An 18,774-nucleotide genomic window follows, 5' to 3' on the forward strand; every position below is an offset into this window, starting at 1 on the left:
ATCTGACCAGGCAGAACGCCCGAAATATTGCGGAAACAACGGAGAAATCTCCGCACCACAGCGACTGGCTATCGTAGGCCCATGGAACTTCGACAGCTGCGGTACTTCGTCGCCGTCGCGGACGAGCTGCACTTCGGTCGCGCCGCGGAGAGGCTGCATATGTCGCAGCCGCCGCTGAGCCTCCACGTGGGCAAGCTCGAACGCGAGCTCGGGGTGAAGCTCTTCGACCGCAGCACTCGCAGCGTCTCTCTCACTGCGGCGGGTTCCCGGTTTTTCGACAGCGCCTCGCGCCTGCTCGGCGACCTCGATCATGCAGTGGAGGAGCTGCGCGACTTCTCTGAAGGCAGGGCTGGTCGGCTCACCGTCGGCTTCGTCAGCTCGGCCGGATATACGTTCCTTCCCGAGGTCGTCACGATGTTCCGGCAGAGCCACCCTCAGGTCACCCTCGACCTCGTGCCCTTGGCCTCCGGTGAGCAGCTCGATCGGCTGTCCGCCGGTCAGCTCGACGTGGGGATCGTCCGCGATGACGTCTCCACCGTGGCTTCCGAGGCTCGGACGGCCGATGGTCGTGGTCGACTGTCGTCCGTGCCCGTCTACGACGAGCGGTTGGTCGCCTGTCTGCCCAAGGGACACCGATTGGCGCAGCAGGCGGAGGTGACGGCCCGTCAGATCAGCCGCGTGCCGATGATCGCCTATTCCCGGGAGCTCATGCCCGGGTTCGTCGATCGCGTGTCGATGGCCCTGGGCGAGCACAGCGCCGCGGTGACCGTGGTCGAGCAGGTCATCCACCAGGAGACCGCTCTGGGATTCGTGGCGGCCGGTGTCGGCACGAGCATCCTCCCCGAATCGATTCGGCATCTGCTGCCTCCGTCCATCGTCGCGGTGCCGCTCGCCGGCTCCCCCGTCACTCGCCTGTTGGCCGTCACGGGGCCGAACACACAGCCGCCCGCCCTCGTCGAGGGGTTCGTCGACTGCCTGCTCGAAGCCTCGAACATCGGGCTCCGGTCGGCCGCGATCGCCTAACCCACCTCGGCGCGCAGTTGTGCTGTGCGTCACAATGGGATCATGGATACGCAACCGGACACCACCGCCCCCAGCTACGACGACGTCGTCGCACGCATCGATTCGGACCCCGAGGGCTTCTGGCTCGACCAGGCCACGAACCTCATCGACTGGGTGAAGGAACCGACCCGCGCGGTCGACGACTCGAACGCCCCGATCTACCGCTGGTACCCCGACGGCGAACTCAACGTCTGCTACAACGCGCTCGATCGGCATGTCGAGAACGGCCGCGGCGACCAGGCCGCCCTCGTCTACGATTCGCCGGTGACCGACACGGTCCGCCGGGTCACGTATGCCGAACTCCTCGACGAGGTCTCTCGCTTCGCCCGCGCGCTGTCGGACAAGGGCGTGACCAAGGGCGACCGTGTCGTCATCTATATGCCGATGATCCCCGAGGCGGCCGTGGCCATGCTCGCCTGTGCCCGCCTCGGCGCCATCCACTCCGTCGTCTTCGGCGGCTTCGCCCCGAACGAACTCGCCGTGCGCATCGACGACACCGCGCCGAAGGCGATCGTCTCCACATCGTGCGGCGTCGAGAAGAACCGTGTCCTCGAATACAAGCCGATGCTCGACGAAGCCGTCGAGATCGCTGAGAACAAGCCGGACTTCACCGTCATCGTCCAGCGCAAGGAGCACCGCTGCGATCTCGGCGAGGCCGACGTCGACTACGCCGAGCTCCTCGCCCAGACCCCCGTGGGCATGGACCCGGTCACCGTGAAGGCCACCGATGAGCTCTACGTCCTCTACACCTCCGGCACCACCGGCAAGCCGAAGGGCATCGTCCGCGATTCCGGCGGCTACGCCGTGGCCGGCGCGTTCTCGATGCCCGCGATCTTCGGCCTCCACCCGGGCGACACGATGTTCACCGCCTCGGACGTCGGCTGGGTCGTCGGGCACACCTACATCGTCTACGCGCCGCTGCTGGCCGGCGTCACCTCGGTGCTCTACGAGGGCAAACCCGTGGGCACCCCCGATGCCGGAGCGTTCTTCCGCGCCATCGAACAGCACCAGGTCAACGTCCACTTCACCGCCCCGACGGCCATGCGCGTGGTGCGCAAGGAGGATCCGGACGGCGAGCTGATGAAGAAGTACGACCTCTCCAGTCTGCGCGCGGAATTCCTCGCCGGCGAACGGCTCGACCCGGATACGTACGAATGGACGACGAAGACCCTCGCCGAGGCGACCGGACGTGACATCCCCGTCGTCGACAATTGGTGGCAGACGGAGACCGGCTGGCCGATCGCGGCGAATCCGCTGGGTCTGACCCGGTTCCCACTCAAGGCGGGATCACCGACGAAGCCGGTGCCCGGCTATCGGATCGAGGTCCTCGACCCCGCCGGGACACCCGTCAAGGCAGGCGAGGAAGGGCTCATCGTCATGAAACTGCCGCTGCCTCCGGGCACGATGGCCACGGTGTGGGGCGATGACGACCGGTTCATCTCGTCGTATCTCGCGGCGTTCGACGGCTACTATCTCACCGGCGATTCGGGCTATCTGGACGAGGACGGCTACGTCTATGTCATGGGACGGACCGATGACGTCATCAACGTCGCAGGTCACCGCCTGTCCACCGGGATCATCGAGGCCGTCGTCGCTTCTCATCCCGCCGTCGCCGAGGCGGCTGTCATCGGTGTGCATGACGACGTCAAGGGTCAGATCCCCCGGGCCCTCGTGGTGCTCGGTGACTCCGCCGAGGCGGCCGATCCCGCGACCGTCACCGACGAACTCGTGGCGTTGGTGCGCAAGGAGATCGGTCCCGTCGCCGCGTTCAGGCAGGTCGACGTCGTGGCGGGGCTGCCGAAGACCCGGTCGGGCAAGATCCTGCGTAAGACCATGCGCGAGATCGCCGACGGCGCCGAGAATCCGGCAGTGCCGTCGACGATCGAGGACCGCACGGTGCTCGACGATCTCTCGTCGGTGCTCTCCCGCGGGTGAGTCACTCGGAAAGGTGATTCACCCGAGCGGGTGAGTCACTCGCGCGGCTGGGCCTGTCGCATAGATGGGTCAGGAGTTTCGGCCCTGTTCGAACCCGGCCGCGAAGCCGCGTTCGAAGGCGTCCTGGACCTCCTGGTCGTGATCGCGTTCCCGGTCGCGCCGATCCTCGGCCCATCCGAAGGGGTCGAATCCTCGGCGTCCGGGACCGAACCCGGGTCCGAAGCGGCGGCCGCCTCGGCGGGAGTCGTCCCGGCGGGAGTCGTCTCCGCAGCGATCGGCACCGAAGGCGTCGACGATCTTCGACAGTGAGGCCTTGAGGTCTTCGAACTCCTCCGAGGACAGCACGTCTTCGACCTTGTCGCCGACGGTGTCGCGCAGGTCGCGCATCCGGCGGCGCAGCTCCTCAGGGTTGACGTCTCCGGCAGGTCCCCAGCCGCGGCGTCCGCGGGGAGGCCCGTAGGTGACGGGTTCTTCTGGGCCGGGGGCGCCGTCGGCGACCATCTCGTCGTCGTCCCAGCCTCGGCGCCCGCGCCGCATCCGACCGAAGTCTCGGGGGTCGAAACCGCTGTCCTTCGCTGCGGCGCGGAATTCGCGACGCATCACGCGGCTGACCTGGCGGAGCAGCTGCGGAAGGTCGACGTCGGGATCGTCACGCTCCGACGAATCGCTCGCACCGGCATTGTCGCTCTCGGGGTCGTCGTGCGTGTCGTCGAGCACGGTTCCATCGGTCGCATCATCCGCGGCCGGGCCGATCGTGGTGTCGTCGGCACCGACGGTCGGAGCGCCCGACGCATCGTTCGATCCGTCGTTCGTGGACTCTGACTGGTCGACGGCCTCGGTCCTGGAGTTCGACTCGACGTTCTCGTTCGACGCGGAGCGTTCGACGTCGTCATTGTCATTGCTGAAGTTGTCGTGGGTACTCATGTCATCTCCTTTAGTTGTTATCTGACATGTATATGCAGAATGACATGCAGTGCAGGAGCATGTCAAGTAACATGTAAAATGCGAGTATGAGCTCAGACGATGACATCCAGACGATCGCGGAGGCGCTGACGCGCCTGCAGTGGCGGCGGGGCCCCGGCGGCCCGCGCGGCTTCGGGCCTCCGCGGGGGTTCAGCGGGCGAGGCGGTTTCGCCGATCCGTCGCACGGTGAGTTCCCCTTCGGCGGGCGGCACGGCGCGGAAGGCAGAGGCCGGCCGGAGCATGGTCCCGGCCGCCGCGAGGGGCACGGCGATCCTGGATTCGATTGGCGCGAGAAGTTCAAGGGCCACTTCGGCGGCCGCGCGCAGTGGCAGCTGCTCATCGCCTTGGTGCAGGCGGGCACGGCGCTCGGGGTCAGCGCTCTCGGTGAAGCGATCGGCGTCGATCAGCCACGCGCGTCCCGACTCGTCTCTCAGGGGGTCGAACTCGGATTGCTGCGGAGGGAGGCGGACCCCGAGGATGCCCGGCGCACCCTCATCGCTCTCACCGACAAGGGGCGGGCGATCGTCAATCGATTCCGCGGCGCCCAGCGTGACAGCGTCGATCAGGCACTCAGCGAGTTCACCGCCGATGAGCGCGCCCTGCTGGCCGAGCTGCTCACGCGCCTGGCCAATGCGTGGCCGAAATGAGCCTGCCCGGCGCGATCCCGGTCGACGCCCCTGAGAGCGGGATCGATCGAGTCGAAGACGGAGAGGTCGGGCGTCAGCATGGCCATGCGGCTCTACCGTCTCGTGCACTCCGGCCTGGCCGCCTCGGCGCCGTCGTCAGTCTTCGAGGGCTCGGTCCTGGCGTTCCGCTCGGAGTGCAGCGGTGCTGAACCGGGTGAACATTCGGGAGGAGTCGCTCGACAGCGACAGCAGCACAGCGACCTGCATGGCGATCGTCGTCAGTGCATAGATGTTCGTCGCCAGGTCGCGGTCGCCGGTGAAGTAGTTCGTCATCGACACGATCACCGAGATCGTCGACAGGGTGAGGATCCACAGCCTCGCCCGGTTGCTGCCGCGGAAGACCCGCGCCGAGGCGATCACCTGCAGGCAGCCGATGAGGAGGCTGACCCCGATGAGCACTCCCGCCGCGATCCGAGTAGCCGTGTCGTCGCTCAGCGCCGCGATGTCCGCGCTGTAGTCGGTGACTTCCGAGCGCAGTCCGTTCCAGTCCAGAAGCGTGCCGATCACGTCCCAGGCTTGGAAGAGCAGCAGCACGAGGACAAGGGCCGCGCCGACGACGGTCTGCAGCGGTCGCCGCCGCCACAGGGTCTTCGTCACTTCGGCCACCGACCGCGATTCGGAGTAGATCTGGGTGGCATCGAGCGCCAGTTCCAAGCGCTCTGGGTAGTCGTCCTCATCGGCGACGACCGCGGTGACGTCGACGATCGGCAGGTGTCCGTCGGTGATGATCGCGTCCCCACCTCCGTTGCGGGAGTGGTAGCCGGTGGAGAAGTCCTTGATCCGATCCACGGTGACCGAATCGTCGGCGGCCGTGACGGTGCTGACGATGTGGTCGCGTTCGACGTCGGTGTTCTCTTCGATCTTGTGCGTGAACTGCAGAGTGAACAGTGAGATCCCGACGGCTTTGTCGTAGGTGCCTGCGGCCAGCCAGTCGGCCTGGTGCCCGCCGGGCATGAGCCAACCGCTCGGGCACTTCCAGAAGCGCACGTGGTGGCGTTGGCCCGGGTCGCCGTCGACCTCCTGCTGGTACGCGAAGTCCTGTCGCCGACCGAACAGCAGCAGCGGCGACACCGGCGCCTGCGGGTAGCTGCGCTTCGTCACCGTCGAGCGGATGATCTCCCAGGTCGACGCGGGTGTGATGCTGTCGGCGAGGATCCATCCGGCCGCTCTCATCGCGTGGTGGATCTGCGCTTCCTCACCGCGCCAGGCGAGGTTGACCGGGTCGCCGAGCAGTCCGTCGGAGGTGCGGGTGCGGCCGATGAAGTAGTTCGGCACGTAGATCTGAGAGAGGATGCGGTGCAGCCTGGGCAGCGCGAGGTAGGACACGACACCCCAGAACACGAGCAGGGTCAGCACCTGCCACCACCCGAGACTGAAGCCCTTGAGGAGGATCAGCAGCGCCAGCCAGGTCGAGGCCGCCCCGCCGAAGAGGAAGAACAGATAGTCGAGGATCCCGGTCGGTGTGAAGTGGTGACGGCGGTAGACGAACGACTGCTTGAGCCGCCTCTTCTGCCCGATCTGCGCATCTGCGGCGGCGGATCCGTCCCCCGTTCCTCCCGAAGTCATGGGTGCCAGTTTAGACAATCGGCTTCACGCGCCGGAATGCGGAGAACCCGAATTCCCCTCGCCGAGGCGGCCCGACCGTCGCCGCAGTTCCGCGGTGGCCGTGACGGCCACCTGGCGATCATCGTCCTCGGCCAGCCGCGCGAGCAGCTCTGCCGCCTGCTCCCGGTGCGACTTCGCCGAATCACGGCTGCCCAGACCACGGCCGGACTGGTCCCGGCCGATCCGGTCCCGGCCGACCCGGTCACGGTCAACCCGTTCGTCGGCGATCTCGATGAGGACCTGGAGTGCGCGGAAGCGCTCATCGGCCCGAGGCGATCGAGCGGCTCGGTCCAGCGCGGCCATGATGTCCCCGGAGGCCGTCGAGCCCGCAGAGACGAACCCGGCAAGAGCCTCGGCGGCGTCGATGTCCCGCGGACCGTTCATCGCGATCGTCAGAAGCTCGGGCACCGCAGCAGCGTCGTCCAGCCCGGTCAGTCCGAAGGCGCAGAGTCCCCTCACCTCGGCATCCTCATCGTTCAGGCGCGACCGAAGGGCTTCACGGATCACCTCGACCGCGTCTTCGCCGAGGTCCTCGCGCGCAGTCGTGCGGCGGATCTCATCGAGTGCGCGGATCGCTCGGACCCTCACCGCGGCAGAGGGGTCGTCGACTCCGGTCAGAAGCGGCGCGACAGCGGCGGAACCAGCCTGGGCGAGAGCCCACCGCATGGCTCCGGCCGCATTCGGCGCAGGTTCGTCGAGAACGGCCGACGAGAGCGCTTCGATCGGCACACTGCCGTCGATACCTCCGCCCAGTGCCGCCTTGTGGCGTTGGATGACATCGGATGATTCGAGGGACCGCATGAGATCGACGGTCCACAGCAGTGCCTCGGCATCGGTTCGGCCGAGGCGCTCGATGCGTTCGAGGTGTGCGAGCAGGCGCTCTTCGGCAGCGATGCGTTCGCGCGTCTCGGCGATGAGGTCGCCGAGCAGCCGCGTCGTGTCGAAGCTCGGGTCAGCGAGCACCTCTCCGACTTCCGTGAGACTCATTCCGAGTCGGCGCAGGCCCTCGATATGGAAGATCCGTCCGATGTCGGTATCCGAATACTCGCGGTATCCGGCGGATGTCCGATCACTGGGTTCGAGCAGGCCGATGGATTCGTAGTGACGCAGCATCCGCGCGCTGACGCCGGAGCGCCGGGCGACCTCGCCGATGCGCATATCCACCTCGCTTCTCTTATCACTATAGGCCCGGCCCGTGGAGGCGCGATCCGATTCACCCAGCCCGATTCACCTGCATTCGACACATTTTCTGGGGCGCTCCCGCGGGCGCGCTCCTTCCCCGGAGGCGTCCCCACGACGTGCTCGTTCGGAGGAAGGAGTCCGAGACTTCGGCCCTGTGTCGTCGAGCTTGCCCCACTCGACGACACCGGATCGACCGGCACTTCCCTGAAACCGATCTAGACCGAAGACTCGAACCCCAGTGCGACCACCCGCTTGGCTGCGTCCAAGGCGTGAGCGAAGCCGGCGTCCGGGTCATCGAACATGTCCCTGGTCGCCATGGCGTAAGCTCGCACTGTGTCGTCCTCTGCATGAAGCCTCTCATCGACCACTGACACGAGATCCTCACCGAGGGTCACGATCGCTCGACTGAGGCTCTTCTGCATGTCGACATCTCCACGGCCCAGCTGCGTGACCAGAGCTGATGCCAAGTTCTCACGATCCTCTTCAGGCACCAGCGCGACGGCGGATCGCCACGCACTGCGGGCCACCTCGGTGTCGGGATGGGCGATGAACCGCGTTCCCACCGTCTGCGGATCCATACTTCCCCAGGCCCGGGTGTCTCCGATCTTTGACAGCGTGTGCAGTGCCTGGCTGATCCCCTGCGGGTGCGCGGAGTCGAGTTCGACGATGAGCCGCGGGACCACCTCGTCGGCGGGCAGCCTGGTCAGGGCCCACGTGAGCATGTCGCGCACGAAGAAGTCCGGTTCGATCCGGCTCCGGTCGATGAGGACATCGAGGTCGCGGGGCTCCGCTCGGATGCCGATCGTCATGGCGGCCTGCAGCCGCTGCTGCGGATTCGGTCCCGCCAGCGACCGGACATCCGAGTCGTCGACCTCATGTGTCGGGTGGTGCGTGTGTGGATTGGTCATGGTCTCCACCTCCTTGCCACCCAGTGAAGACCTTGACATCGTGGCAAGGTCAAGGGCGGGGTCAAGGGCGGGAAGGTCCGGGGTGCGTGCAGCCCTTCAGCCTTCGCCCGACCAACCGCCCTCGACCGGGGCGGTCGTGCTCACTCCCGGGGTGCTGCCCTCGTCTCCGGAGCTCGCGGTATCGGCGACCACGAGGATCACCACCACGGCGGTGATGAGCACTGTCGTGGTGACCGAAACGGCCACGAAGGCGACGATCAGGCAGCTGACCCACGGAGGTCGACGGTTTCGCCGCTGGAAGAGATCCATGGTCCGATCCTATGTCGGCTCCGCCACCGCACACCGGCGATGCCGCCGCTCACCCCGAGCCGCCGTGACCTTCCTGTGACAAAAGGCACGGCGTGGGTCCATTGCGTCCTCAGTTTGTTGCATTATCGTTATATTCATGCCTCGACAGACACGCCACCGCACGGGCCGCCGGTCCGCCGTTCGTGGTGCCCTGATCGGGCTCGGGGCAGCTGTGGCGGCACTGGTTCTCGCAGCCGTCGTCATCGTTCACTCACCCTTCTCGTTCGGCTCGACGAAGATCAGGCAGATGCAGATGGCCTCGGTCAGCCAGCTCAGCGACCACCAGATCGACAATGCGCGCCTCATCATCGGCGTCGGCCGCGGCGGCGACTTCAGCGACGAGGCGATCCGCATCGCCCTGATGACTGCTCTTCAGGAGTCGTCACTGCGCAACCTCGACTCCGGCGACCGCGATTCGGTCGGCCTGTTCCAGCAGCGCCCCTCGCAGGGCTGGGGAGATCCGACCAAGCTCACCGACCCCATCTACGCGGCGAAGGCGTTCTACGGCATCAACCCCGAGGTGAAGAATCCCGGTCTCGAGCAGATCGACGGCTGGACCACGATGTCGCCCACCGAGGCGGCCCAATCCGTGCAGCGGTCGGCCCTGCCCGACGCCTACGGACAGTGGGAATCGCTCGCCGATGATCTCCTCGGAACACAGAACGACGTCGAAGCACTGAGCTGAGGCGCCGGCCCGGATGCGGCGAGCGGTCGCGGTTCTCCGGTAATCTGCACTCATGGCTTCCACAACCGAACCCGAACACGTCGACGACGAGGTCGAACAGCTCCTGCTCAACCCCGAGGACAACCTCGAAGCCATCACCGAGACCGCCGACCTGTTCAAGGCACTCGCGACCCCCTCGCGGCTGAAGATGCTGCTCGTGCTCACCCACGGTGAGGCGACGGTGACGCACATCGTCGAATCGACCGGTCTGTCCCAGCCGCTCGTGTCCCAGCACCTGAAGTTCCTCCGCGGGCTCCACCTCGTCGGGGTCAATCGGATCGGACGCGAAGCCTACTATTCGCTCAAGGACGACCACGTCGCCCACATCATCATCGACGCCATCGCGCACACCGTCGAGGCTCACGAGCACTGATCAGCGCCTCTTCCTCGTCAGCGCCGCCGGACCTCCCCCGACGATCCACACGATCGCGGCGACGAGAACAGCACCGATCCACTGGGCCGGCTGCAGACGCTCATCGGCGATGAGCGAACCGAGGACCACAGCCGACAGCGGCTGCAGCAGCATGAGCGCGGCCGTCGTGGGCACCGGCACCAACGGGCTCGAGATGCTCAGCAGCACCCAGGACAGGGCCTGCCCGCACACGGCCAGCGCGAGCATCCAGGCCCACCCGTCCCAGCCGAGGTCGAAGTCGAGTCCGCCGAGGGCGAGCCCGGCCACTGCCGTCATCGCCCCGGCCGCGATGGTGCCGACCTCGACGGGAGCGACGACGAACTGTGGGGCGAGCTTCCGACAGTGGTGGATGCCGAAGATGTAGACGCCGTAGAGGATGCCGGAGAGGATCCCGAAGACCGCGCCTCGCGTCGGGTTCGCCGCGGCGGCATCGACACCGAGGACTCCCCCGGTGAGCAGCATGCCGATGATCATGAGCGGGATGCAGCCGATGAACAGCCACCCGGGGCGGCTCCCGCCGAAGATCCAGACCAGCGCCGGGAACACGATGACCTGGACGCTGATGAGCACGGTGGAGACTCCGAGCCCGGCGTCGAGCACGCTCTGCGCCCACAGTACATAGTCCATCCCCAGAGCAGCACCGGAGACCGCGGCGATGACCAGTGCCTGCGGCGGTACCTTCCCATGCCTGCGGATCTCGAGGAAGGCCAACGGCGCGAGCACAACCACGGCGATCCAACACCGCAGGAAGGCGGCAGTCGGGGCAGTCGCCTCGGCGAGGATGACGAACAGACCGGCCGAGCCGAGTAGCACGGCCGCGACGATCACCCCGAGCACCGGCAGGGCGCGCGGGGCGGGGGTCGGGCCCGGTCCGGCCACCTCGGCGGGACTCATCCCATGTAGTCGAGGATGCGGTCGATGGCCTCGGCGGTCCGGTCGGCTCCGACGGCCAGGGACAGACGTACCGAGCGGGGCCCGTCGATCGAATCGAAGTCATCGCCCGGGGCGAGAGCCACGCCGGTGGCGTCGAGCACCTGCGCGCACCACTGGCCGGCGGTGTCGAGTCCTGCCCGGTCGAGGATGTCGTCGATGCGGGCGTACATGTAGAAGGCGCCGTCGGGTGGAGCCATCTCGCCGAAACCGAGGTCATCGCGCGCAGTCAGAACGTGGTCGCGGGCTCCGGCGAAGGAGGCCACGGCGGCTTCGCATTCGGCATAGGACTGATCGGTGAAGCCCGCGACGGCCGCGTACTGGGCGGGCACCGGGGCGCACAGCGAGAGGTTGCCCGTGACGTTCTGGGCCGGGGCGACGAGCTCCTCGGGCAGGATCGCCCAGCCCAGCCGCCATCCGGTCATGCCCCAGTACTTCGAGAACGAGGAGATGACGATCGCCGTGTCGTCGTGGGCGAGTGCGCATTCTCCGCGGGTGCCGATGTAGCTGATGCCGTGGTAGATCTCGTCCGAGATCACCTGCACCCCGTTGTCCCGGCACCAGTCGACGAGTTCGCCGAGCGCTTCAGCGCCGATCATCGTGCCCGTCGGATTCGCCGGGGAGGCGAGCATGAGCCCCTTGAGCGGTGCCTCGGCATGAGCGGCGGCAAGCAGGTCGACATTGGGCTGGTAGCCCTCGTCGGGTCCGCAGTCGAGTTCGACGACCTCGCAGCCGAGCGCGGCGAGGATGTTCTTGTACGCCCCATACCCGGGCCGGGCCAGTGCCACTCGGTCACCGACGTCGAAACAGGTGAGGAACGTCGTCTGGAACGCGCCCGAGGATCCTGTGGTCACGGCGATGCGTTCGACGGGGATGTCGAGTCCGTACCAGTCGCGGTAGTGTCCGGCGATGGCGTCGCGCAGTTCGGGGATGCCGAAGATCGGCGAGTAGCCGAGTCCGGTGCCGGCGCGGGCGACCTCGGCGGCGCGGGCCAGCACGGGGCTCGGTGCGCCCTGGGTCGGTTCGCCCAGGCACATGGCGATCGTGTCGCGGCCGGCCCGCTGCATCTGACCGACGGTGGCGACGATGCCCATCGCCGCGAAGGGCTGGACGAGTCCGGACCTCGCCGAGGCGGCCGGTCTGTTGTCGTCGGGGGTGTACTTGGCGGGGGCCGCCTCGGCGGGGGTGGCTTGACCTCGGGCGGGGGTGTGGGCTGTCATCGGCTCACTTCTCCTCACGCGGGACACGGCCGAGGGTGTAGAACTCCGGATTCGGAACCATCTGCGCCACGTGGGCCATGCGGTTGGACAGGGCGAAGAAGCCGGCGATGGCACCGATGTCCCAGGCGTCCTCATCGTCGAATCCGTGTTCGGCGAGGACGGCATAGTCGTCATCGTCGACGGTCCACGGTTCCTTGCAGATCTTCACGGCGAAGTCGAGCATCGCCTTCTGACGTGCGCTGATGTCTGCCTGGCGGTAGTTCGTGGCGACGACGTCGGCGATGAAGGGGTCCTTCTGGAAGATCCTCAGCATCGCCCCGTGTGCGACGACGCAGTAGAGGCAGTTGTTCTCCGCCGAGGTGGCCACGACGATCATCTCCCGATCGGCCTTGGTCAGGCTGCCGGTCTCCTTCTCCATGAGGGCGTCGTAGTAGGCGAAGAACGCGCGGAACTCGGCGGGCCGGCGGGCCAGGGAGAGGAAGACGTTGGGCACGAAGCCGGACTTCTCGGCCACTTCGAGGATCTGAGTGCGGATGTCATCGTCGACGTCGTCGATGTCAGCAAGTGGGTATCGCATATCCCTCATGCTAGCCCGGGTGAGCCGGTTCGAGTCGAGCCCGTTTACGGCGGGCTGGGACGGATGATTGCGGTGCGCGCAGCACCGCGTCGGCGAGACGGGATGCCCTGCGTTCAGCGCGCGAACCCGCCCGGCACGAGCGAGAGATACAGTGAGATCGGTACGTTCGTTCACGTTTCCGCACGAGCATCAAAGGAGATCACCATGACCGACGACAGCGCAGCAGACACTGGTTCGACCGGAGAGATCCAGCTCGACAACGGTGTGTTCCGAGTGACGAGGTGGACGATCAGGCCCGACGGCGTCATCCCGATGCACAAGCACGAGCACGAATACGTCGTCGTGCCGATGGTCACCGACACGATGCACGTGCGCAACGCGGACGGCACCGAGATCCACGCCGAGCTCGAAGCCGGAGTCTCCTATACCCGGCCGGCCGGGGCCGAACACGAAGTCTCGAACCCCGGCGGCAGCGCCGACGTCGTCTTCGTCGAGGTCGAGCGCCTCTGAGGCTTTGGGGCCTTCGGAGGAATTTCTCTTTGCCCGAGCACGAGTCGCGTAGGTGGGCGAAATGGTCGGGGCTGCCGCGCGACCGCCTGACCATTTCGCCCACCCAAGGCCCGGAGTTCCGACTATTTCGCCCACCCAAGGGCTTGCGCCCGAACAGATGTGTGACTTGAGGGCGACAGGCCGTGGCTCCGGCCTTTCCGCGGGTGGCCAGACCTCTCAGCCGGCAGGGATCTCCCAGGTGTGGACGGGCTTGCCTGAGGCCTGATTGGCCAGGTAGGCATCCATCATCGCCTGGAGCCCCTCGGCGCGTTCGGGCGAGTCCTGCCGACTTCCCGGGGCCAGGCTCTCCAGAGCCCGCAGCTGCCAGGTCGCACCGTTGACGCGGCGCTCGGCGCGGCCTTCGATGATCGACATGTATTCGTCGATGACGTCCTTGTCGATGTTCAGTCTCGCCAGACCGCGCCTGGCCTGCGGGGCAAGCACGTCGGTGACGAGGTCGGCGACGCCGATGCGACCGATCTTCGGCCACGTCACCCGCGCCTCGATGCCGTCCTTGGCGCAGGCGAAGAAGTTCTCCTCGGCTTCCTCGAACGACATCCGCGACCACACGGGACGGTTCTCCCCGACGAGGAACTCGGCCAGCCCGTAGTAGAAGGCGGCATCGGCGACCATGTCGACCGGGGTCGGACCGGCAGGCAGCAGTCGGTTCTCCACCCGGATGTGCGCGCCGCTGTCACCCGAGTTGTAGATCGGCCGGTTCCAGCGCCACACGGTGCCGTTGTGCAGGTTGAGTTCGAAGAGCTTCGGGGCGTCGGCGGCACGGAATTCGACGAAGTCCTTGATCTCGGGCAGCAGCGGCGGGAAGTAGCGGACGTTCTCCTCGAACAGGTCGAACACGCTCGTGATCCACCGTTCGCCGAACCACACCCGCGGGCGCACACCCTGATTGACCAGCTCCGGCGTACGCGTGTCGATGGACTGCGAGAACACCGGGATCCGGGACTCGTGCCACAGCTTGCGCCCGACGAACAGCGGCGAATTCGCCGCCATCGCAACCTGGGCGGAGGCGATCGCCTGCGAGGCATTCCACGCATCGGCGAACCGATTCGGCGCCACCTGCAGGTGCAGCTGCATCGAGGTGCAGGACGCTTCGGGAGCGATATCCGAGAATTCCGCCCGGTACCGCTCGTCCCGGCCGAGCTCGATGCGCACATACTCCCCGCGTGCATCGATGATCGAGTTGCTCAGCGCCTCGTAGCGATTCTCCTCGGTCATCCACGACTCGTCGGTGAGGAACTGCGTGGTCAGCGTCGGCAGGGTCCCGATCGACACCGCCTTCAGCCCGTCCGCCTCGGCGGCGTTCTGCGCCTTTTCGAGCCGGTGGGCGACACCGGCTTCGAGGGTCTTCAGCCCGCGTCCGGCGACCTGAAGCACCGGATGGTTGAGCTCGAGATTGAACCCGCCGATCTCGGACTGGAATTCGTCGTCGAGGCGGTAGAGCACCTCCTTGTTGCGCAGGGTCGGCTGATTCTCACCGTCAACGAGGTTGAGCTCGAGTTCGAGCCCGATCGTGCCCGCCGACTTGAACTCCGCGTGACGCAGGTAGGTATCGAAGAGCTCGAGATTCTCCGCGAGCTTCTCCCGATACAGTGTTCGTTCCTCCGGCGTGTACCGCTTGGAGCTGACTGCCTCACCCATGGAACTAGCAAACCACACACGGCCGGGTTTGTGCGCGGTCCCGGCACACTTCGCACAGTCGCGGACGACAGTCCGCAACTACCGCAGCCGACTGTCCACTCCCACCCGAGCCGGTCGCGCCATCCGGACGCCACCGTCCACGACTGATCGCCTTTCGTAGAATCGCCCTATGACTTCGACCACATCATCCGATATCCAGCCCGCCGACCTCATCGAACAGGCCGCAGAGCGCCTGCCCGACATCCTCGCCGACATCGAACGCGTCATCTCGCTCGAGACCCCGTCGAGCGACAAGGAAGCGGTGGCCGCTGGCGCGCGGGACTTCGCCGACCTGCTGCGCGAGCGCCTCGGCGCCGAGGCGGAGCTGCTCGAGATCGAGGACACCACCCATCTGCGTCTGCGCTTCGGCACCGGTCCCGCCCGGGTCGTCCTCCTCAACCATCAGGACACGGTGTGGCCACACGGCACGCTCGAGCGCATCCCGTTCTCCACCGAGGACGGCATCCTGCGGGGCCCCGGCAGCTTCGACATGCTCACCGGGGCCATCATGAGCGTGCACGCGACTGCGATCCTGCGCGACAGCCTCGGCGACGGCGCCTTGGGCGGTCTGTCGATCCTCGTCACCGGCGATGAGGAGATCGGCTCCCTGACCTCGTCCGATCTCATCCGCGCCGAAGCTGCCGACGCCGGAGCCGTGTTCGTCATGGAGGCGAGCGCCGACGGTGCGCTCAAGCTCGAGCGCAAGGGCACGAGCAACTACGTCCTCAAGTTCTCGGGCAAAGCCTCGCATGCGGGGCTCGAACCGGAGAAGGGGATCAACGCGGGTATGGCGCTGGCGCTGACCCTGCCGTTGGTGGCCGACCTCGCCGACGCCGAGGCGGGAACGACAGTGGTACCGACTGTGATCAGTGCGGGGACGACGTCGAACACGGTGCCGGCCGAGGCGCGGGTGGACATCGATGTGCGGGCCAAGACCGCGGCCGAACTCGAGCGCGTGGACGCCGCGATACGCTCGCTGGCGGAGAAACCGCAGGTGGAGGGCTCGAGGACCGAGGTGCTCGGCGGGATCAATCGACCGCCGTTCGAGCGCGAGCAGTCGGCGGCCCTGTTCGACCGTGCGACAGCGTTGGCCGGTGAGCTCGGGCTGCCAGCACCGGAAGGTGTATTCGTGGGCGGAGCGTCGGACGGGAACTTCACGGCCGGCGACGGAATCCCTACGCTCGATGGCCTGGGTGCCGTCGGCGACGGTGCGCACGCCGAGCACGAACATGCCGTCATCGACGAGATCGCGCCACGGACGGCGCTACTCGCCGCTCTCATCGCCGACCAGCTCAAGGGCTGACAGACGAGGCGAGCGCAGGCGGGGGCCTGCACCGGGCCCTTAGGTGGTCGTTTTGGTCGGGTTCTGATGCCGCGGGACCCGACCAAAACGACCACCTACGGTGCTTGCGCTGTGCATTGGCCGCGTCGGAAGAGGCCGAAGGGCTGCTTTGAGCGTCGGATCTGCGGCGTCAGGAGAGTTGAGTGTGCTCAGATTGCCAGTTTCGAGCAGGAGATGTGCGCTCTGCCCACGCCCAACTGGCCGTGGCCGCCGCCCAGCTGACTGGCTGAAGGCCCTCCGCTCAGGTTCGCCCCTCGCGCCGACGACAAATGCCGCTAGTCCACGGGGTATCCGGCGGCACGCATCTGGTCTGGCGACTTCAGCGTGAACAGCCAGTCGCGCAGCTGCGGATCGGGCCGGATCGTCCTCCGGGCGAAGAGCCGATCCTCGCCGACGAGATAGTAATGGTAACCGTGCCCGCCGAGGTGGCCCATGAGTTCGCGTGGTCTCGCCCGGTCGTCGAGGACTTCACAGAGGATGTCGGGGTGGAATGTGTCGAGGAATTCCTGCCCATTGGCGAAGACCTCGTTCTCGCCGCCCTCGACGTCGATCTTCACGGTCACCCGCGAGTGATCGGGCACGTCGGTATTCATCCCTGCCGCGCTCGTCTTCGCCCACGCGCCACCTGACTCCGTCGCTGGCTCCACGGCCCTGTCCAACCCGGGATTCTCCTCGAGGAGTTCGGGAAGGAGGTCATCGAGGGACGTGAAGCGCACCTCGGCGTCGGAGTCGAAATCCATATCGGCGGAGTAGAACGACGGCAAGGCCGACCCGCCGTCGCCGAGGGGCACCTTCATCCACGTATCGGGGCTGCCGACTCCGGTGGGGTGGACGGTGACGCGGTCGGTGAAACCGTTGCGCTCGAGGTTCTTCTCGATGCCGGCGACCACGGCCGGAATGATCTCGAAGGTGTGGGCACGGGTCCGTGGATTCGCCGCGAGGATGGCCATGGTGAACACCCCGGTGTAGGCGCCGATGTCGAGGAACACCTCGGCGTCGGTACTGAGGTCGACCATGAGGTCGAGGGCGAAGGCATCCTCGGGCTCGGTGCGTCTGCCACGGCCCCAGTAGAACTCCTTGGCGATCTCGCAGCGGAAGGGTTCGACGAGGTAGAAGTCGGCGCCGCCGGATCGCCCGCGGACCTCGGTCAGTTCGATCGGGGCGGGCAGGCGCCCGATCTTGAGCCCTTTGACGCGGGGCGCGATCGTGCGCAGAACGGGGTGGAGGAACGGCTGGGCCAGGGCGGCCTTGACCGGAAGTTTGAGGCCGAACCAGGACTGTCTGCGCGCGGTGAGCGTGCGCAGGTAGTCGTTCATCACGTGGCCCCCTCGCCGACAGGAAGACTTTCGTTCACACTATCAATCGCGGGTCCGCGGCTCCAGAGGCCGCTGGCCTAAGCTGAGAGATAGAACCATCGACCGCGTTGCGCAGGAGCTGCGCAGGGATTGCGCGGAAACTGTGCAGAAGGAGCCAGGCTTATGAAGTTGAAGTCAGTCACCCTCCACCAGGTCTCCATTCCCCTGGTCACCCCGTTCGAGACCTCGTTCATGCGGGAGACGGAGAAGGACTGCTACCTCGTCGAGGCCGTCTTCGACACGCCCAAGGGCGAGATCACCGGGTGGGGCGAATCCGTGGCGATGATCGCCCCGCTCTATTCTTCGGAGTACGTTGCCGCGGGCATCGACGTCACGCGTCGCTGGCTGGCTCCCATCCTCTTCGACGTCGAGGACCTCACTGCCGAGACCGTCGGCTGGCATCTGCGCCATGTCATCGGCCACCCGATGGCGAAGTCGGCCCTCGAGATGGCGGTCATCGAAGCCCAGCTCAAGCTCAATGAGCAGTCGTTCAAGGACTACCTCGGCGGGGTCGTCGACTCAGTGCCGTCGGGAGTGTCGGTGGGCATGCAGGACTCGGTCGAGGAGACCGTCAAGGTCATCGGCGGCTACCTCGAAGAGGGTTACGCCCGCATCAAGCTCAAGATCAAGCCCGGCAAGGACATCGCCCCGGTCGCCGCCGTGCGCAAGGCCTTCGGAGACGACTTCGGCTTCCAGGTCGACGCGAACGCCGCCTACACCCTCGTCGATGCCGCACACCTGCGCCGCCTCGACGAATACGGTCTCCTCCTCATCGAACAGCCCCTCGGCGAGGCAGACATCAGGCAGCATGCGGAGCTGGCGAAGCTCATGGACACCCCGATGTGCCTCGACGAATCGATCGTCTCCGCCGAGGCGGCCGCGGACGCGATCATGCTCGGAGCCACCTCGGTGATCAACATCAAACCCGGACGGGTGGGCGGCTTCATCGAGGCGAAGAAGATCCACGACCTCGCCGCCGCCCACGGTGTCGCCGTGTGGCACGGCGGGATGGTCGAGACCGGGCTGGGCCGTGCGGCCAATGCGGCCCTGGCCTCTCTGCCGGGCTTCACCCTGCCCGGCGACATCTCCGGGTCGAACCGCTTCTTCCACGAGGACATCACCGAGGAGATCGTCATGCACGATGGCAAGGTCGACGTCCCCACCGGTGTCGGCTTCGGCATCTCGATCGACCCGGCCAAGCTCGAACGCTTCCGCACGGATTCAGTGGAGATCCTGCCCGGGCAGTGAGGAAGGCGGCACCCCTCGCCGAGGTGGCCG

Annotated in this window: 18 protein-coding genes; 8 read left to right on the top strand and 10 right to left on the bottom strand. The window is 66.8% G+C overall.

Annotation, left to right across the window (positions count from 1 at the left end):
* Window positions 1-81: 81 nt before the first annotated feature.
* Together GUY23_RS17090 and GUY23_RS17095 are read left to right on the top strand one after the other, a co-directional pair.
* A complete protein-coding gene (locus tag GUY23_RS17090) occupies window positions 82-1,023 on the top strand; it encodes a LysR family transcriptional regulator (protein ID WP_166974693.1) in 942 nt (313 codons plus the stop codon).
* 42 nt (window positions 1,024-1,065) lie between these two features.
* The gene (locus GUY23_RS17095; RefSeq protein ID WP_166974696.1) at window positions 1,066-2,997 is read left to right on the top strand and encodes an acetate--CoA ligase; all 1,932 of its coding nucleotides are present in this window, start codon (window positions 1,066-1,068) and stop codon (window positions 2,995-2,997) included.
* A gap of 69 nt (window positions 2,998-3,066) precedes the next feature.
* On the opposite strand, the gene GUY23_RS17100 is transcribed toward GUY23_RS17095, so the two are convergent.
* Window positions 3,067-3,921, bottom strand: coding sequence for a hypothetical protein (locus tag GUY23_RS17100; protein ID WP_166974699.1), 855 nt, complete (start codon window positions 3,919-3,921; stop codon window positions 3,067-3,069).
* An 86-nt stretch (window positions 3,922-4,007) separates the two neighbouring features.
* Between GUY23_RS17100 and GUY23_RS17105 the strand changes: the two genes are divergently transcribed.
* Entirely contained in the window at window positions 4,008-4,607 is a 600-nt protein-coding gene (locus GUY23_RS17105; protein WP_166974702.1) for a MarR family winged helix-turn-helix transcriptional regulator, read from the top strand.
* Window positions 4,608-4,742: 135 nt separating this feature from the next.
* Here GUY23_RS17105 and GUY23_RS17110 read toward each other — a convergent pair whose 3' ends face one another.
* The 4 genes from GUY23_RS17110 to GUY23_RS17125 all read right to left on the bottom strand — a co-directional run bounded on the left by GUY23_RS17110 (window position 4,743) and on the right by GUY23_RS17125 (window position 8,650).
* A complete protein-coding gene (locus GUY23_RS17110) occupies window positions 4,743-6,212 on the bottom strand; it encodes an LssY C-terminal domain-containing protein (RefSeq protein ID WP_166974705.1) in 1,470 nt (489 codons plus the stop codon).
* Window positions 6,213-6,236: 24 nt separating this feature from the next.
* Complete coding sequence (locus GUY23_RS17115) at window positions 6,237-7,409, bottom strand: MerR family transcriptional regulator (RefSeq protein WP_208085599.1); 1,173 nt, start codon at window positions 7,407-7,409, stop codon at window positions 6,237-6,239.
* A 239-nt stretch (window positions 7,410-7,648) separates the two neighbouring features.
* The gene (locus tag GUY23_RS17120) at window positions 7,649-8,341 is read right to left on the bottom strand and encodes a HEAT repeat domain-containing protein (protein WP_166974708.1); all 693 of its coding nucleotides are present in this window, start codon (window positions 8,339-8,341) and stop codon (window positions 7,649-7,651) included.
* A gap of 96 nt (window positions 8,342-8,437) precedes the next feature.
* On the bottom strand, window positions 8,438-8,650 hold the full coding sequence (locus tag GUY23_RS17125; protein ID WP_166974711.1) for a hypothetical protein: 213 nt from the start codon (window positions 8,648-8,650) through the stop codon (window positions 8,438-8,440).
* Window positions 8,651-8,786: 136 nt separating this feature from the next.
* Between GUY23_RS17125 and GUY23_RS17130 the strand changes: the two genes are divergently transcribed.
* Together GUY23_RS17130 and GUY23_RS17135 are read left to right on the top strand one after the other, a co-directional pair.
* Complete coding sequence (locus tag GUY23_RS17130; protein WP_166974714.1) at window positions 8,787-9,374, top strand: peptidoglycan-binding protein; 588 nt, start codon at window positions 8,787-8,789, stop codon at window positions 9,372-9,374.
* Between the two features lie 52 nt (window positions 9,375-9,426).
* The gene (locus GUY23_RS17135) at window positions 9,427-9,786 is read left to right on the top strand and encodes an ArsR/SmtB family transcription factor (RefSeq protein WP_181275075.1); all 360 of its coding nucleotides are present in this window, start codon (window positions 9,427-9,429) and stop codon (window positions 9,784-9,786) included.
* Here the strand turns inward: GUY23_RS17135 and GUY23_RS17140 are convergent, their stop codons facing one another.
* Genes GUY23_RS17140 through GUY23_RS17150 form a run of 3 tightly spaced genes read right to left on the bottom strand, consistent with a single transcriptional unit; the run spans window position 9,787 to window position 12,552 of the window.
* A complete protein-coding gene (locus GUY23_RS17140) occupies window positions 9,787-10,719 on the bottom strand; it encodes a DMT family transporter (RefSeq protein WP_166974717.1) in 933 nt (310 codons plus the stop codon).
* Entirely contained in the window at window positions 10,716-11,975 is a 1,260-nt protein-coding gene (locus tag GUY23_RS17145; protein WP_166974720.1) for a pyridoxal phosphate-dependent aminotransferase, read from the bottom strand. Before GUY23_RS17145 ends, GUY23_RS17140 begins: the two co-directional genes overlap by 4 nt.
* Before the next feature lie 4 nt (window positions 11,976-11,979).
* Window positions 11,980-12,552, bottom strand: coding sequence for a peroxidase-related enzyme (locus GUY23_RS17150; protein WP_208085394.1), 573 nt, complete (start codon window positions 12,550-12,552; stop codon window positions 11,980-11,982).
* Between the two features lie 204 nt (window positions 12,553-12,756).
* Between GUY23_RS17150 and GUY23_RS17155 the strand changes: the two genes are divergently transcribed.
* The gene (locus GUY23_RS17155) at window positions 12,757-13,062 is read left to right on the top strand and encodes a cupin domain-containing protein (protein ID WP_166974726.1); all 306 of its coding nucleotides are present in this window, start codon (window positions 12,757-12,759) and stop codon (window positions 13,060-13,062) included.
* Between the two features lie 216 nt (window positions 13,063-13,278).
* Here the strand turns inward: GUY23_RS17155 and GUY23_RS17160 are convergent, their stop codons facing one another.
* Window positions 13,279-14,760 carry a glutamate--cysteine ligase gene (locus tag GUY23_RS17160; RefSeq protein ID WP_166974729.1) on the bottom strand — a complete coding sequence of 494 codons (1,482 nt, stop codon included), beginning with the start codon at window positions 14,758-14,760 and terminating at the stop codon, window positions 13,279-13,281.
* 169 nt (window positions 14,761-14,929) lie between these two features.
* Between GUY23_RS17160 and GUY23_RS17165 the strand changes: the two genes are divergently transcribed.
* A complete protein-coding gene (locus GUY23_RS17165) occupies window positions 14,930-16,102 on the top strand; it encodes a M20 family metallopeptidase (protein WP_208085395.1) in 1,173 nt (390 codons plus the stop codon).
* A 314-nt stretch (window positions 16,103-16,416) separates the two neighbouring features.
* On the opposite strand, the gene GUY23_RS17170 is transcribed toward GUY23_RS17165, so the two are convergent.
* Complete coding sequence (locus GUY23_RS17170) at window positions 16,417-17,457, bottom strand: class I SAM-dependent methyltransferase (protein ID WP_166974732.1); 1,041 nt, start codon at window positions 17,455-17,457, stop codon at window positions 16,417-16,419.
* A gap of 162 nt (window positions 17,458-17,619) precedes the next feature.
* On the opposite strand from GUY23_RS17170, the gene menC reads away from it, so the two are divergent.
* The gene (menC, locus tag GUY23_RS17175; RefSeq protein WP_166974736.1) at window positions 17,620-18,744 is read left to right on the top strand and encodes an o-succinylbenzoate synthase; all 1,125 of its coding nucleotides are present in this window, start codon (window positions 17,620-17,622) and stop codon (window positions 18,742-18,744) included.
* Window positions 18,745-18,774: the final 30 nt, after the last annotated feature.

Source organism: Brevibacterium atlanticum (assembly GCF_011617245.1).
Classification (GTDB): domain Bacteria; phylum Actinomycetota; class Actinomycetes; order Actinomycetales; family Brevibacteriaceae; genus Brevibacterium; species Brevibacterium atlanticum.